Consider the following 14627-nt stretch of genomic DNA (forward strand, 5'->3'; position numbering starts at 1 on the left):
AGACAACCGTTAAAACCGACGGGCGGGAAACCTGCGGTATGAGCGAGTCGAACCAACGCGCCCGGCGCACCTGCGTCTCCTGTGGGATCAACATCTCCGGGACGAACGCAGCCGCGTTCAAGTGCCCGGACTGTGGTGCGCAGATCTACCGCTGCGCGAAGTGCCGCAAGCAGAGCAACCTGTACAACTGTCCCGACTGCGGGTTCGAGGGGCCGTAACCATGGGGAAGGTCGCAGCCAAGATCAAGGTCATGCCGAACAGCCCGGACATCGACCTGGACGAGCTCCAGGAGCGTCTGGAGAACTCCCTGCCGGAGGGCGCGAAGATCAACGGCGTCGAGCGCAAGGACGTCGCGTTCGGTCTCGTCGCGCTGTTCCCGACCGTCATCGTCCCCGACGACGCCGGTGGCACGGAGGCCGTCGAGGAGGCCTTCACCGGGGTCGAGGGCGTCGAGTCCGTCTCCGTCGAGAACGTCGGCCGGATCTGAGTCCGGTCCGACCGCGATTTCTGGTCACCGCGCGGTGACCGTTCGGTCGCTCCCGTAGCGACTGCGCCGCCGAGCGTCAGCTCCCGAAGAGACGGCTCCAGCCGACGTCGATGACGACGACGCCCACGTAGGAACCGACGGTCATGACGAGGAACGTCGTCATCGCCTCTTCGAGTGTCTCGACGCCGAGGACGCCGACTCCGAGGTAGTCCGCCGTGACGGAGACGCCGGCGATGGTGACGACGAACAGGAACAGCCGTGGGTCGACCACCTCGTCGACGATACCTTCCGGTTCGGAGGATGGGGAGTCCGACACGGTCAGCCCCGTAGCGCCTCGTAGACAGCGGCGATGTCGTCCGTGCCCGCGTCGGCGGTGCCGCCGTGGTAGCAGTGCGTTGTCTCGACGTCGAGTTCGGCGAGTCGGCCGACGGACCCGACGGCCCGGTCCATCTCGGGCGTGAAGTGCGGTTTGGGGCCGCCAAAGTCGTCCGGACCCTGGTTGTCGTTCGTCATGGCGTCGCCAGCGACGAGGAAGCCGTGGTCGGGGAAGTACAGCGAGACGTGGCCGGGCGAGTGGCCGGGGGTCTCGACGACCCACATCGGCCCGGCGACGGTGTGGAACGTCTCACCGCCGGTGAGTTCGAGGTCGACCGTCACCGGCGGGTATCGGTCGTCGTCGGGGTCGGCCTTGGCGGGGTGGCGGCGGCCGTCGACGTAGGGTGCCTCGTCCTCGTGCGTGGCGACGATGAGCGGCGTCTCCCCCTCCAGTTCGGCGAGCCCGGCGGCGTGGTCGCCGTCGTGGTGGGTGAGCAACACCAGCGAGACGTCGTCGAGCGCGAGCCCGGCATCGGCGAGCGCGTCGCGGAGCTGGTCCGTCGCGCCGGGCAGACCCACGTCCAGCAGGACGACGCCGTGGTCCGTCTCCACGGCGGTCGGATGGACGGTGAGCTCCCGGCCACCGAACGCGAACTCGAACGTGAGCGTGTGGACGCCATCGGGAGTCATGCTTCACTCTGCGACCGCGAGCAGGATAGCCGTTGTGTCGCTACGCGCGCGGTTCGAAGGCAACCTCGGTGTCGGGCTCGCCGTCGGTCAGGCCGACACCGACCAGCGCGTCGGGAGCTGGAGCCGGGTGCCAGCCGAGCAGGTCGGCGAGTCGCGCGCAGTCGAGCGAGCGGTCCCGTGGGTGGTCGCCGGTCATCGGTTCGCCGACGAGGCCGGTCGTGTCGACGCCCAGCGCGGCGAGCGCGTCGCTGTGGAACTCGAACACGCTGGTCCGGGGGCCACCGAGGTGGACGACACCGGTGGCGGATTCACGGGCGATGTCGACGACCGCACGGGCCGCCTCGTCGACGGCGACGGGACTCCGGTACATGTCGGTGAATCGCGGGTAGGATTCGCCCGCGGCGAGTGCATCGCGCGCCGCAGCGAGTCGGTGGTCGAGGCCCGTCGGTCCGACGCCGTAGAGGTAGCTCGGGCGGACGATGCAGGCGTCCGGGCACGTCTCGGCGACGCGGTCTTCGAAGGCGACGAGGCGGCGGCCGTAGTCGGAGACGGGGGACCGGTCGTCGTCGTGGGCGTACTGGTCATCCGCACCGTCGAACACGGCGTCACTGGAGACGTACAGGAGTCGAGAGCCGTGGTCGGCGACGGCGTCGGTGAACTGGTCGACTGCGTCGCGGTAGACCGACATCGGGTGCCCGTCCTGCCCGAGTTCGACGGCCGCCGCGAACACGACGAGGTCCGGGTCGGTTCGGCCGAGGAGTCTCGCCGGGTCGTCGGCGAAGAAGTCGAAGGCGTGGCTGGCCCAGGGGTCTATCTCAGTCGGAGTCCGGCCGGTCCCCGCGACCGCCACGCCGTCCGCCGCGAACGTCGCGGCAACGGCACTCCCGAGGAAGCCGGTCGCGCCGACGACGAGCGTGTCGGGGTCGGTGGAGGGCATCGGTAGGGGAACGACTCAGAGCCCGGCCGCGTCGAACGCCCGCTGGAGGTCCGCGGTGAGGTCGTCGACGTGTTCGATGCCGACGCTCGCGCGGATGAGGCCGTCGGTGAGGCCGGCCTCGAGGCGCTCCTCCTTCGGGATGGCTGCGTGCGTCATCGCGGCTGGCTGCTCGATGAGGCTCTCGACGCCGCCGAGGGATTCGGCGAGGGTGAACACCTCGGTCTCGCTGACGACGGTGCTGGCCTGTTCGAGCGTGCCGTCGACCTCGAAGCTGAGCATGCCGCCGAAGTCGTCCATCTGCTTCGCGGCGATCTCGTGGCCGGGGTGGTCGTCGAGCCCGGGGTAGAACACCGCGGAGACGGCGTCGTGCTCGTCGAGCCAGCCGGCGATTGCCCGCGCGTTCTCGCAGTGGCGGTCCATCCGGACGGGCAGGGTCTTCGTCCCGCGGAGGACGAGGAAGCAGTCGTGCGGGCCGGGTGTCGCGCCCACGGAGTTCTGGTAGAACCCGATGCGCTCGTCGAGCGCCTCGTCGTCGGTGACGAGCGCACCGCCGACCACGTCGGAGTGGCCGCCGAGGTACTTCGTCAGCGAGTGGCTCACGATGTCCGCGCCGTGTTCGAGCGGGCGCTGGAGGTACGGCGTCGCGAACGTGTTGTCGATGGCACAGAGCGCGTCGTGTGCGTGAGCGACCTCGGCGGCACCCTCGATGTCGACGATGGACATGAGCGGGTTGGTGGGCGTCTCCAGCCAGAGGAGTTCGGTGTTGTCCTGCATCGCGGCCTCGATGGCGTCGAGGTCGGTCATATCGACGAACGAGAACTCGAGGTCGTAGTCCTCGTACACCTGGGTGAAGATGCGGTGCGTGCCGCCGTAGACGTCCTCGCCGGTGACGACGTGGTCGCCGGATTCGAGCAGGTTCAGGACGGTGTTGATGGAGCCCATGCCGGAGGAGAAGCAGCGACCGTAGTCGCCGCCTTCGAGGCTCGCGAGGTTCGCCTCCAGGTCGGTGCGTGTCGGGTTCGCGGTGCGGGAGTACTCGTAGCCGCGGTGCTCGCCCGGGGCGTCCTGCTCGTAGGTGGAGTTCGCGTAGATGGGCGTCATGAGCGCGCCGGTCTCCTCGTCGGGTTCCTGGCCGGCGTGGATGGAGCGCGTCTCGATGCGGAAGTCCTCGTGATCCATACGCGGGGCATCGCCCCCGGGGCTGGTTACTCTTGCGTTGGGCGGCTACAGGTCGAGACGCATCTCCAGCTCGCCGTGACCGACGTACTCGCCCGAAAAGCCCATCGACCGGTAGAGGTTGAGCGCGGGCCGGTTGCTCGACTCGACGTAGAGCGAGATGGCGGGGATGCCGTCGTGGTCGGCCTCCCAGCAGAAGCGTTCGAGCACGCGGGTCCCGACACGGGCGTGCTGGTACTCCCCGAGGACGAAGATGGCGAGTTCGTGGGCGTCCCCGTCGCGTGCCGCCACGAGCACCGCGTGCCCCACGACCCGGCCGTCGTGGCGGGCGACGACGTGCAGGCCGTCCCCGAGGTTGTCGAGCCAGTCGCGGATGGTGTCGGTCCCGAGCGGTGGCAGGCCGTGGGCCCGGTCGGTGGGGTCGAACGCGTCGTACATCTCGACGAGCGCCTCGTACGTCTCGTTCGAGAGCCCGTGTCCGACCGTCAGCTGGAGGTAGCGACCACGGGCATCGAGGAACGACTTCGGAGGGCGGTCGGACGTCCGGGATGGCTCCGGGGCGTGCCACTCGGCCGAGAGGCCACTTTTTGTGGATTTTTGTTTCACTTCGTCCATCTTGCTCACTCGTTACTGGATATCCGGCCGCGACTAATACACGTTCCTTGCTATGTGTCGAAAGTGATTGGAGTGAGGGAACGTCCTTCAACTGTTTAATGTCCTGAAGTGTGGTCGGCACCGACGGTCGTCGCTTCGGCCGCTTGCACACGGCCCAGCTGTCCGCCCACCGTGGTCCGATACTCCACCGGGCCCGATGCCCGACCGTGGCCCGACGTCCGACCGGCCGCGTCTCGAAGCCGAATCCGGGCGTTTCGACAATCGAACAACGTGCGATTTATAACGGCGACGAAACAAGGGAGGTGTACGACTATGCCCAACTCCAACGGACCCATGAAGAACACGCGGCACAAGCTACAGAACCATCCCCGCGAGCGGGGCACATCGCCGCCGCAGCGTGCGATTCAGGAGTACGACGAGGGCCAGAAGGTCCACCTGAAGATCGACCCCTCGGTCCAGAAGGGTCGCTACCACCCGCGCTTCGACGGCCAGACCGGCGAGGTCGTCGGGAAACAGGGCGCCGCGTTCAAGGTCCAGATCACGGACGGCGGCAAGGAGAAGACCCTCATCGTCGCGGCAGCACACCTCAAGGCCCAGCAGTAATCGCATGACGATATTCAAGGAGAAGCTCGACGAGGAGTACGTGACCGTCCCGAAGGTCAAGGAGCTCCTCGCCGATATCGAGGAGGAGAGGGCCCTCGACGAGGAGCGCGAGATGCAGTACGAGCTGGCGCGGGCCATCGAGCACGTCAACCGATTCGCCGTGCTCGACGTCGATGAAGCACAGGAACTGGTCGACGAGCTCCAGGAGCTCGAGAAGGTCGACGAAGCGACGGCGTACAAGATCGCGAACCTGCTCCCGCAGGACCGCACGGAGCTGCGCTCGGTGTACGCCCAGGAGCGCTACACGCTCGACGGCGACGAGCTGGACGAGATCCTGAACGTCGTCGCAAAGTACGCCTGAACCGGGCACCCCGTCGCCATCTTTTAAATACGCGTCTCCCCTACCTTGTACATAGAATGAGCGATTCCGAACGTGAGGCGGAGGCGTCGGTCCACGCCGTCGTCCTCGATATCTTCCCCAACGGCCGTTCGAGCGACGGGCGGGCCGGATACGACCGGGAGCCGCTGGCGTACGCCATCGGAACCCGCGACTTCCGCCTGTTCGAGGTCGTCTTCTCGGAGACGCCCGAGGTATCTATCGACGACGAGGTCGCGGTCGAACCGGCCGACGACACGGTCAAGCGGGTTCGGAACGTCGAGTTCGACGACCTCTCCTCGGGGGCGCAGGCGGAACTGGAGTACGTCGTCGCCGAGATGGTCGAGGCCGACGAGGACCGCTTCGTGTCGTTCTACAACGACGCCCAGCCCATCACGCTCCGACTCCACCAGCTGAACCTCCTGCCCGGCATCGGGAAGAAGCTCCGGAACAGCATCCTCGACGAACGCAAGCGCAAGCCCTTCGAGGGCTTCGAGGAGCTCGAGGAGCGTGTCGCCGGCCTCCACGACCCGGAGGGCATCCTCGCCGAGCGCATCATGGAGGAACTGCGCGACGACGACCTGAAGTACAAGGCGTTCGTCGGCCGGAGCGACGAGTAGGCGGCTTTTTCCCTTCCGGTCCCGTAGCCGGGGGCAATCGATGAGAGACCCCGACGGACTGCTGGCCCGGGCGGGGGTCCGCGGCGACCCCGACCGCGACCAGCACTTCCTCGTTGACGACCGCGTCCTCGACCGACTCCCGGACTACCTCCCGGAGATGGCCGACCGCGAGCACCTGCTGGAGATCGGTGCGGGCAACGGCGCGCTGACCGACCGGCTGCTCGCGACGGCCGACCACGTCACCGCTATCGAGCGCGACCCGAAGCTCGCGGCCTTCCTTCGCGAGGAGTTCGCCGAAGAGCGCGATGCGGGTCGGCTGACCGTCGTCGAGGGGGACGCGCTCGAGGTCGACCTGCCCGAGTTCACGGCGTCGGTGTCGAACCTGCCGTACGGGGTATCGAGCCCCATCACGTTCCGGCTCCTTCCCAGGGAGCAGCCGCTCGTGCTGATGTTCCAGCAGGAGTTCGCCGAGCGGATGGTCGCCGAGCCGGCGACCGACGACTACGGCCGGCTCTCGGTGAGCACGCAGCACTACGCCGACGTGGAGCTGGTCGAGACCATCCCGGCGGCGGCCTTCTCGCCGCCGCCGCGGGTCGACAGCGCGGTGGTCCGCTGTACGCCGCGGGCCCCCGACTACGAGGTGGACGACGAGCAGTTCTTCCTCGACTTCGTCAAGGCGGTGTTCACCCAGCGCCGGAAGACGATGCGGAACGCCATCCGGAACACCGCACACATCTCCGGGCTGGACGACGCGGACGCCGTGGTCGAGGCGGCGGACGAGGAGTTGATGGGGAAGCGGGCGGGCAAGCTCCCGCCGGCGACGTTCGCCGAACTCGCGAGGCTCGCGGCCGACGTCGCCCGTGGTCCGTCGGATGAGTGACGCCGGCGTCCGTCCGACGCTCGCCGAGGTCGCGCTGCGCCTCCAGTCCGGCGATCCGAGCTGGGTCACGGAACTCGTCGAGGCGGTGAACAGCATCGCGAACGTCGTCGAGAGCCCGCTGTTGCGCGTGCTCGTGACCGTCGCGGCCGTCGTCCTCCTCGCGGCCATCGGCTACGTCACCAATCGCGTACAGGACAAACTCCGCGAGCGACTCGGCAACACCGTCGCGGACGTGTTGACGGTGGTGCTCATCGGCGCGACGGTGCTCGCGTCTGCGGCGGTCGTCGTCGGCGTCTGGTCGAGTGCGGACGAGGTCGCCGCTGCGATGCAGAACCTCCCCATCACGCACGAGGACTCCGACAAGGTGCTCGTCTCGGTCGTCCTCGTCCTGCTCACACACATCCTCTCGCGGCTGGTTAAGCGAGTGCTGGAGGACTACCTCTCGACGACGGAGGCGTTCTCCGACCACCAGCGCCGGCTGACCTACCGCATCTCGCAGGTGATCCTCTGGACCGGCGCGACCATCGTCGCACTCGGTGTCTGGGACATCCAGCTGACGGGGCTGCTCGTCGGGGCTGGCTTCGCCGGCATCGTCGTCGGGATGGCCGCACGACAGACGCTCGGGGCCGTCCTCGCCGGCTTCGTCCTGATGTTCTCGCGCCCGTTCGAGATCGGCGACTGGGTCGAGATCGGCGAGACGGAGGGTATCGTCACGGACATCTCCATCTTCAACACGCGCGTCCAGACGTTCGACGGCGAGTACGTGATGATTCCCAACGACGTGGTCAGCGGTCAGCAGATCACCAACCGCTCGCGCAAGGGCCGGCTCCGGCTGGCGGTCGAGGTCGGCGTGGACTACGACGCCGACGTGGAGGCGGCGGTCGAGACCGCCGCCGAGGCCATCGAGGGCCTCGACACCATCCTGACGGTACCGACGCCGCAGGTCGTCGTCAAGCGGTTCGGCGACTCGGCGGTCGTGCTGGGCATCCGCTTCTGGATCGACAACCCGAGCGCGCGCCGGAAGTGGCGGGCTCGCACGGCCGTCGTCACGGCCGTCAAGGAGGCGTTCGACGACGCCGGGGTCGCCATCCCGTTCCCACAGCGCACGGTCGGCACGCGCGAGCCGACGGACGAGGCGGCCGGGGAGGCGGTGTCGGCGGCCGAACCCGCAGCCGACGGGGGTGAATAGTCATGGTGAAGGACCTCGCCGAGCGCCGCGGTATCGAGACGGAGGTGTACCAGCCCGCCGAGGACTCCCACCTGCTCGCCGAGGCCGTCGTCGCCGACGGGGTTTCGGGGACGGTCGTCGAGGTCGGCACTGGCTCGGGCTACGTCGCGGAACGTATCGCGGCGGAGACGGACACGCGCGTCGTCGCCACCGACCTGAACCCCCACGCCTGCGAGCAGGCGCACGAGCGGACCGACCACGGTGTCGAGGTCGTGCGCGCGGACCTCGTCGAACCGTTCCGCGACGGGAGCCTCGACGCCGTCGTCTTCAACCCGCCGTACCTGCCGGCCGACGACGCGGCGGCCCGGAACGACTGGATGGAGGTCGCGCTGACCGGCGGCGAGGACGGCCGGGCGGTCATCGACCCGTTCCTCGACGACGTGGGCCGCGTGCTCGCCCCCGACGGCGTGGTCTACCTGCTCGTTTCGTCGCTGACCGGCGTGGACGAGGTCGTCGACCGCGCCGCAGCCAACGGGTTCAGCGCCGTTGCACTCCACGACGAGTCGTTCCCGTTCGAGACGCTGACCGTGCTGAAGCTCCTGCGGTAAATTACCCAGACGCATATGTAAGGTTCGTAAATATTAAACATTCGCATAGCCAACCCGGTAACAAGATGACAGACCTCGTCGCGACGACACCAGGACTGTTCCCCCTCCCGGACTGGGCGAAATCGGAGCTCTCAGACCTCAAGGGCCACCAGAAGGGCGACCTCATCTCGGGCGACGAGGGCCCCGAACTCCAGTCGGTCTACGACCGCGCCCGGAGCGAGGTGCTCGACGTGCAGACCGACGCCGGACTCGACCGCGTCGTCGAGGGGCAGCTACGCTGGGACGACATGCTCGCGCACCCGCTGGCGGTCCACGACAGCGTGGAGACCCGCGGCATCGTCCGCTACTACGACAACAACAACTTCTACCGCGAGCCGGTCGTCCAGGACGACCTGACGTTCGACGGCGACGTGGCCGCCGAGCTGGAGGCCGCCGCGGAGGGCGTCGACGACGGGCTGCAGGCCGTGCTGCCGGGGCCGTACTCGCTGGCCGACCTCGCCACCGACGAGCACTACGGCGACGAGACGGCGTTCCTCCACGCGGTCGCCGAGTTCCTCGCGGGCGAGGCCGACGCCTTCCCCGAGGTCGAGACGCTGTTCCTGCTCGAACCCTCGCTCGTCGAGAGCCCGCCCGGCGAGGGACTCGACAGCGAGATTCCCGAGGCCGTCTCGACGGTCGCCGACGCCGTCGAGTGCGAGGTCGTCGTCCATCCCTACTGGGGCGCGCTGGAGGAGAAGGTGTACGCCCACCTGCTCGACGCCGACGTGGACGCCGTCGGCTTCGACTTCGTCTCCGACCACGAGGCGAACCTGTACAACCTGCAGGAGTACGGCGCGACAGACGACATCGCGCTCGGCCTGCTCGACGGGCAGAACACGCTCGTCGAGGAGCCCGAGGCCATCAACGAGCGCGTCGACTGGGTGTTCGACAACCTCCCGGTCGCCGAGTTCGACACGACGTACGTGACGACGAACACCGAGACGTTCTATCTCCCATACAGCAAGTTCGAGGCGAAGCTGCAGGCGACCGCCGACGCCGTCGCCCTCGCCGAGACGGAGGTGCAAGCATGACGACCAACGCAAACCGCGACCAGTTCCGGCCCGAGGACCACCCGAACGACCACTTCCTCCTGACGACCGTCGTCGGGAGCTACCCGAAGCCCAAGTGGCTCAACCGCGCGAAGGAGCTCTACGAGGACGAGGACCACGAGTTCGACGCGGACGACTGGGCCGAGGCGAAGGACGACGCCTGTCGACTCATCACCGCCGAGCACGAGCGCGCCGGCCTCGATGTCGTCGTCGACGGCGAGATGCGCCGCAACGAGATGGTCGAGTTCTTCGCCCACCGCATCGACGGCTACGAGTTCAACGGCCCCGTGAAGGTCTGGGGCCACAACTACTTCGACAAGCCGAGCGTCGTCGACGACGTCGAGTACGCCGACAGCTGGCTCGTCGACGAGTACGAGTTCACCGCCGCGGCCGCAGAGCGCCCGGTGAAGGTGCCCATCACCGGCCCGTACACGCTCGCGAACTGGTCGTTCAACGAGGCCTACGAGGACGACGAGGCACTCGCCTACGACCTCGCGGACCTCGTCAACGAGGAGATCGAGAAGCTGGTCGACGCCGGCGCGCGCTACATCCAGATCGACGAGCCCGCGCTCGCGACGACGCCCGACGACCACGCCATCGTCGGCGAGTGTCTGGAGCGCATCGCAGCCGGCATCCCCGACGACGTGCGCATCGGCCTGCACGTCTGCTACGGCGACTACTCGCGCATCTACCCCGAGATCCTCGACTACCCCGTCGACGAGTTCGACCTCGAGCTCGCCAACGGCGACTACGACCAGCTCGACGTGTTCACCGCCGATGAGTTCACGAAGGACCTCGCGCTCGGCGTCGTCGACGCCCACACCGCCGAGGTCGAGTCCGTCGAGGAGATCAAGGAGAACGTCCGGAAGGGGCTCGAGGTCGTCCCGCCGGAACGGCTCGTCATCTCGCCCGACTGCGGCGTGAAGCTGCTCCCGCGCGAGGTCGCCTTCGGCAAGATGCAGAACATGGTCGAGGCCGTCCGCGAGGTCGAGGCCGAACTTGACGCCGGCGAGATCGAGGTGCCCGCCGCGTCCCGGCGCTCGCCCGCGGACGACTGAGCGGTCCACTCGTTCTCCGTTCGGCGTGCCTCCCGTTTCAGGTGGCACGCGGGAGGGTGACACGGACGACCGTCCCCCGCGGTTCGTTCTCTGCGAATGATATCTCTCCCCCCGCGGCCATCACCGCCCAGTTGACGAGCCACAGGCCGAGGCCCGAACCGTGCTCCAGCGGCGTCTCCTCGTCGGCGGCCAGCACGCGCTGTTCCGCCGCCGGGATTCCAGGGCCGGTGTCGGAGATGACGACGGTGACCGCGTCGCCGTCGTCCTCGACGGTCACCAGTGCCTCGGGACCCGTCGTCTCGCCGTCTGCCGGTGTATCGCGTTCGACGTCGCCTCCGGGGGCTTCCGCCCGAGGCGCCACGGCGTCACCGTGACCCTCCGAACGGGTGCCCGTGGAGCCGTGTTCCACCGCGTTGTCCACGAGTTCGTACAGCGCCCACTCGAGCGTGCTGTGGCCGAGTACGACCACATCGACCGACTCGGGTGCCTCCACGTTCGCGTCCGGGTACGCACCGCGGACACGGTCGACCGCGCCGTCGAGCGCCGGGCCGAGCGGGATCTCCCGACGCTCGCCGTCGACGCCGTCGAGGGCCCGCTCGGCGAAGCGGGCGCGGTCGGACCAGTCCACCAGCTGTTCGGCCGACGCGAGCATCGTCTCCAGGTGCTCGCGCTGTGTCGACGACAGGTCCTCGGCGATGGTCTCGCCGTGGCCGAGGATGAGGTTCGTCTCGTGGCGCACGTTGTGCCGGAGCACCCGGTTGAGCACGTTGAGCCGTTGCTCGCGGAGCACCTGGTCGGTCACGTCCTGCAGCGTGAGGAGCCGACCGACGTACAGTCCGCGGCCGCGGTACACCGGCGTGGACTCGACGTCGACGTAGCGCTCCCTGTCGTCGTCGCCACTGAGCAGCAACCGCTGGCTCTCCTCGTCGGCCCCGCCGTCGGTGACGACCGCCAGTTCTGACTGGACCGACCGACGGCGGGCCTCTCTGAGTGCGTACACCCCGAGGCCGAAGGCGACCGCGGCCACCGAGAGAAGTGCGACCGAGAAGACGTTGGGGGAGATCATCGATGAGAGCGTGGGAGGCGGCGACCGGTTGCTCGTTGGACTGTCCTGCGACCCGGGGTCACTTGGCTCTACTTGCCGTTCCGGAGCCCGTGGTCAGACGACACCCCTGACGAGCGCGCCGAACGTCGGGAGGCCGAGCCCGAGCGCCAGGGCGAGCCAGGCCGGCTGACCCATCCCGAGCACGAGTCCGAGCGTGCCGCCGAACCATAACTGCCCGAGGAACACGACGACTGCGAGCACGCCGACGCCGAAGCCGGCCCCGATGCCGCGCGGGATCGTCCGCTGGGGAAGTGCGACCAGCGCACCAGCGAGCAACAGCCCGGACCAGTGGAACAGCGAGAGACCGACGCCGAGCAGGGCCGCACCGTTGGTCGCGGCGACGCGTCGGCTATCGTCCTCGCGCAACTCGGTGAGGAACTCGGGCGTCATCCGTCTCCCTCCTCGAAGGTCACGTCGACGCCGTCCGGGACGGTCCGGTCCATCGACTTGTACTCGCCCTCCGCCCACGCCCGGAGCTGGTCGTCGTAGTGCGTGGAGAAGTAGTCGCCCGAGTTCCCGCCGGGGAGGATGGCCCGCGAGTCGCCGTCGAACGTGGCGACCATGCGCCAGCTCGCGCCGGTCGAGTCCTCGGTGTGGAAGTTCCGGACGGTGCCGGCCGAGCCCGACGTGCGGAGCCGGTCGTAGTTCAGGAACGGCTGGTCGAACGGGTGCGTGAACCGGACGCGGTTCCAGTCGCCGTAGTCGTCCCAGCCCTCGTCTGCGATCCTGTCGCGTGCTGCCCCCATCGCCTCGGCGGCGACGGTCGTTCGGTCGCCGTCGAACCACCTGCTGTCTGCCGGGAGCGTCCCGAGTATCCAGTCGTTCGGGGTCGGGAACTCCTCTGGGAGCCCGGCGTCGGCGAACGCGTCATCGAAGGTCGCGCTGCGGAACTCCCGGAGCCAGTGCTCGAACAGGAGCGGTTCGGGGTCGCCGGGGCGCATCTCGCCGTCCCAGTCCAGCAGTGACTCGGGTGGCTCGAAGGCGTCGGTCGAGGCGCGCCCGTCATCGGTCGTCGGGACACCGATCTCGGCGACGGCCTCGATTATCGGCAAGAACAGCTCGTAGCGCGGGTCGAGGGTGTCGAGCTGTACGTCGCGGCAGAACGCGGCGTCCATCGGCTCGTCGCTGGTCGCGCGTTCGTCCAGCCGGTCGTAGATGCGGCCGCCCCGGAACGGCGGGGCGTACCCCTCCGAGAGGTACTGCTCCGGGTCGTCCGTGAGCCGCTGGTTCGCCGTCGCGAGGTAGTCGGGGTTTCTGACACCCGGCTTCTCCTCGTAGGGGACGAACCCCTCCCACGAGGACTCGCCGAAGGGCGTGTACCCCGGCCCCCAGTCGCCCTCACGGGCCGAGCCGTCGAAGACGCGGGTGCCCTGCACCGGCTCGCCGTCGGTCGTCCGGATGGGTATCTGGCCGGTCACCCAGTAGTAGGTGTTCCCGTCCGCGTCGGCGTAGACGAAGTTCTGCGTCGGCTCGTCGAACTTCCGGATGGCGGCCTCGGCCTCGTCCATCCCGCCGGCGACGTTGAGCTCGTGGACCGCCTCGACGGTCCGGGTCGCCGAGAGCCCCGTCCACGCGACGCCGAGCTCGTCCGCCTGCTCGAACTCGTCGCCGTCCGGGTACTGCGTGAGCACCGAGCCGTGGACGGACCGCTTCACCGTGACTTCCACGTCCTCCCCGCCGGATACCTCGACGGTCTCCGTCCGCGTGTCGAACTCGCGCGTCTCGTCGCCGTAGCGGTAGCTCCCGTCGCCCGCTGTCTCGTACGTGTAGAAGTCGATGACGTCTGCACCCGCGTTGGTGAACCCCCACGCCCCGGCGTGGTTCTGCCCGATGATGACGAACGGGACGCCCGGGAAGCTCACGCCGCGCACGTCGAGCGGGTCCGGGCCGACGACGTGTTGCTCGTACCAGACCGGCGGCACGGTCAGGTTCAGGTGCGGGTCGTTGGCGACGATGGGGTCGCCGGAGGCCGTCTGCTCGCCCGAGACGACCCACGAGTTCGAGCCGATTCCGGGGTCGGACTCGAACGACTCCAGCCAGGAGACCATCCCCGGTTCGGGGGTCGCGGCGTCGGTCCGCGTGGTGGACGCCGACGGACCGCCGCCATCTCGGATGATCGGCACGTCGTGGCCCATGATGCGGGGATAGAGCGCCCCGGTCGCCTCGCTGCCGAGCCGGTCCCGCGCCAGCGCCCTCCGGAGCGTGCGGAACGAACCCGTCAGCCCCCACGAGATCTGCTTCGAGATGAGCAGGCACGCAGTCGGCGTCCACTCCCGCGGCTCGAACGACAGCAGGCGATACTCGAGGGGTGTCGACTCCTGCTCGACGGCGCGGTTCACGCCGTCGACGTACGCCTCGACCACGTCCCCGGTCTCGGTCCCCTCGGCACGCTCCCACGTCGCCTCGGCCGCGCCCGCGAAGTCGAGCTGTCGGTGGAACACGTCCGAATCCACGGCCACGTCCCCGACGACCGCCGAGAGGGTACCCTCCATCAGCCGTCGGTAGAGGTCCATCTGGAAGAACCGGTCCGCACCGTGGCAGTAGCCCACCGCGAAGTACGCCGCGTGCTCGTCGTCGGCCTCGACGTGTGGCACGTGGTCGTCGTCGTAGCTGACCGTCGCCGCACCGTACGGGCTCTCGACCCGTCCGGCGGCGTTCCGGTTCGCCGCACCCCACACCGTCCCCGAGTTCGGAGCGAACCGTGTCAGGTACGACCGCGCCTCCGTCAGCGCCATCCCCCCGACCCCTGCCCCGAGGACCGCAGAGAGGACCGCGCGTCTCGTCGTCTCTTCGTTCACGATGCCCGACAAACGGACCGGACGGGTAAAGTTTCTTTCGTGGGGTCGGCAGTAGGGAGAGCCACCGCTCACGAGCGGCTGAACGGCGGAAGAAGTCGAAGGC

Annotated in this window: 18 protein-coding genes; 10 read left to right on the top strand and 8 right to left on the bottom strand. The window is 68.6% G+C overall.

All coding sequences use genetic code 11. The annotated features are described in order from the left end of the window. Positions 1-38 precede the first annotated feature (38 nt). Both NOW55_RS05445 and NOW55_RS05450 read left to right on the top strand, forming a co-directional pair. On the top strand, positions 39-218 hold the full coding sequence (locus NOW55_RS05445) for an HVO_2753 family zinc finger protein (protein ID WP_089731760.1): 180 nt from the start codon (positions 39-41) through the stop codon (positions 216-218). Between the two features lie 2 nt (positions 219-220). Further along, positions 221-487, top strand: a complete 267-nt coding sequence (locus NOW55_RS05450; RefSeq protein WP_256399073.1) for an elongation factor 1-beta — start codon at positions 221-223, stop codon at positions 485-487. A gap of 76 nt (positions 488-563) precedes the next feature. On the opposite strand, the gene NOW55_RS05455 is transcribed toward NOW55_RS05450, so the two are convergent. Genes NOW55_RS05455 through NOW55_RS05475 form a run of 5 tightly spaced genes read right to left on the bottom strand, consistent with a single transcriptional unit; the run spans position 564 to position 4220 of the window. Further along, entirely contained in the window at positions 564-803 is a 240-nt protein-coding gene (locus NOW55_RS05455) for a hypothetical protein (RefSeq protein WP_256399074.1), read from the bottom strand. Between the two features lie 2 nt (positions 804-805). Then, the gene (locus tag NOW55_RS05460; protein ID WP_256399075.1) at positions 806-1492 is read right to left on the bottom strand and encodes an MBL fold metallo-hydrolase; all 687 of its coding nucleotides are present in this window, start codon (positions 1490-1492) and stop codon (positions 806-808) included. 40 nt (positions 1493-1532) lie between these two features. Next, positions 1533-2429: a sugar nucleotide-binding protein gene (locus tag NOW55_RS05465; protein ID WP_256399076.1), complete on the bottom strand. Its 897-nt coding sequence runs from the start codon at positions 2427-2429 to the stop codon at positions 1533-1535. A 15-nt stretch (positions 2430-2444) separates the two neighbouring features. Continuing rightward, positions 2445-3608 (bottom strand): cystathionine gamma-synthase, encoded by a 1164-nt coding sequence (locus tag NOW55_RS05470; protein ID WP_256399077.1) that lies wholly within the window; start codon positions 3606-3608, stop codon positions 2445-2447. Between the two features lie 45 nt (positions 3609-3653). Continuing rightward, on the bottom strand, positions 3654-4220 hold the full coding sequence (locus NOW55_RS05475) for a GNAT family N-acetyltransferase (protein ID WP_256399078.1): 567 nt from the start codon (positions 4218-4220) through the stop codon (positions 3654-3656). Positions 4221-4532: 312 nt separating this feature from the next. On the opposite strand from NOW55_RS05475, the gene NOW55_RS05480 reads away from it, so the two are divergent. The 8 genes from NOW55_RS05480 (at position 4533) to NOW55_RS05515 (ending at position 10621) form a co-directional block, all read left to right on the top strand. Continuing rightward, on the top strand, positions 4533-4823 hold the full coding sequence (locus NOW55_RS05480; RefSeq protein ID WP_256399079.1) for a 50S ribosomal protein L21e: 291 nt from the start codon (positions 4533-4535) through the stop codon (positions 4821-4823). Between the two features lie 4 nt (positions 4824-4827). Further along, on the top strand, positions 4828-5184 hold the full coding sequence (locus NOW55_RS05485; protein WP_256399081.1) for an RNA polymerase Rpb4 family protein: 357 nt from the start codon (positions 4828-4830) through the stop codon (positions 5182-5184). A 56-nt stretch (positions 5185-5240) separates the two neighbouring features. Next, entirely contained in the window at positions 5241-5819 is a 579-nt protein-coding gene (locus NOW55_RS05490) for a DUF655 domain-containing protein (RefSeq protein ID WP_256399082.1), read from the top strand. Between the two features lie 40 nt (positions 5820-5859). Continuing rightward, positions 5860-6699 (top strand): 16S ribosomal RNA methyltransferase A, encoded by an 840-nt coding sequence (locus NOW55_RS05495; RefSeq protein ID WP_256399083.1) that lies wholly within the window; start codon positions 5860-5862, stop codon positions 6697-6699. Beyond that, positions 6692-7888, top strand: a complete 1197-nt coding sequence (locus tag NOW55_RS05500) for a mechanosensitive ion channel family protein (RefSeq protein WP_256399084.1) — start codon at positions 6692-6694, stop codon at positions 7886-7888. Before NOW55_RS05495 ends, NOW55_RS05500 begins: the two co-directional genes overlap by 8 nt. 2 nt (positions 7889-7890) lie before the next feature. Continuing rightward, entirely contained in the window at positions 7891-8475 is a 585-nt protein-coding gene (locus NOW55_RS05505; protein ID WP_256399085.1) for a HemK2/MTQ2 family protein methyltransferase, read from the top strand. 65 nt (positions 8476-8540) lie between these two features. Continuing rightward, on the top strand, positions 8541-9545 hold the full coding sequence (locus NOW55_RS05510) for a 5-methyltetrahydropteroyltriglutamate--homocysteine methyltransferase (RefSeq protein WP_256399086.1): 1005 nt from the start codon (positions 8541-8543) through the stop codon (positions 9543-9545). After that, the gene (locus NOW55_RS05515; protein ID WP_256399087.1) at positions 9542-10621 is read left to right on the top strand and encodes a methionine synthase; all 1080 of its coding nucleotides are present in this window, start codon (positions 9542-9544) and stop codon (positions 10619-10621) included. Before NOW55_RS05510 ends, NOW55_RS05515 begins: the two co-directional genes overlap by 4 nt. Positions 10622-10658: 37 nt before the next feature. Here NOW55_RS05515 and NOW55_RS05520 read toward each other — a convergent pair whose 3' ends face one another. The 3 genes from NOW55_RS05520 to NOW55_RS05530 all read right to left on the bottom strand — a co-directional run bounded on the left by NOW55_RS05520 (position 10659) and on the right by NOW55_RS05530 (position 14524). After that, on the bottom strand, positions 10659-11687 hold the full coding sequence (locus tag NOW55_RS05520) for a sensor histidine kinase (RefSeq protein ID WP_256399088.1): 1029 nt from the start codon (positions 11685-11687) through the stop codon (positions 10659-10661). A 93-nt stretch (positions 11688-11780) separates the two neighbouring features. Continuing rightward, the gene (locus tag NOW55_RS05525; RefSeq protein ID WP_256399089.1) at positions 11781-12116 is read right to left on the bottom strand and encodes a hypothetical protein; all 336 of its coding nucleotides are present in this window, start codon (positions 12114-12116) and stop codon (positions 11781-11783) included. Beyond that, on the bottom strand, positions 12113-14524 hold the full coding sequence (locus tag NOW55_RS05530; RefSeq protein ID WP_256399090.1) for a penicillin acylase family protein: 2412 nt from the start codon (positions 14522-14524) through the stop codon (positions 12113-12115). Before NOW55_RS05530 ends, NOW55_RS05525 begins: the two co-directional genes overlap by 4 nt. Positions 14525-14627: the final 103 nt, after the last annotated feature.

Origin of the sequence: Haloarchaeobius litoreus (genome assembly GCF_024495425.1) — an archaeon.
Classification (GTDB): Archaea; Halobacteriota; Halobacteria; order Halobacteriales; family Natrialbaceae; genus Haloarchaeobius; species Haloarchaeobius litoreus.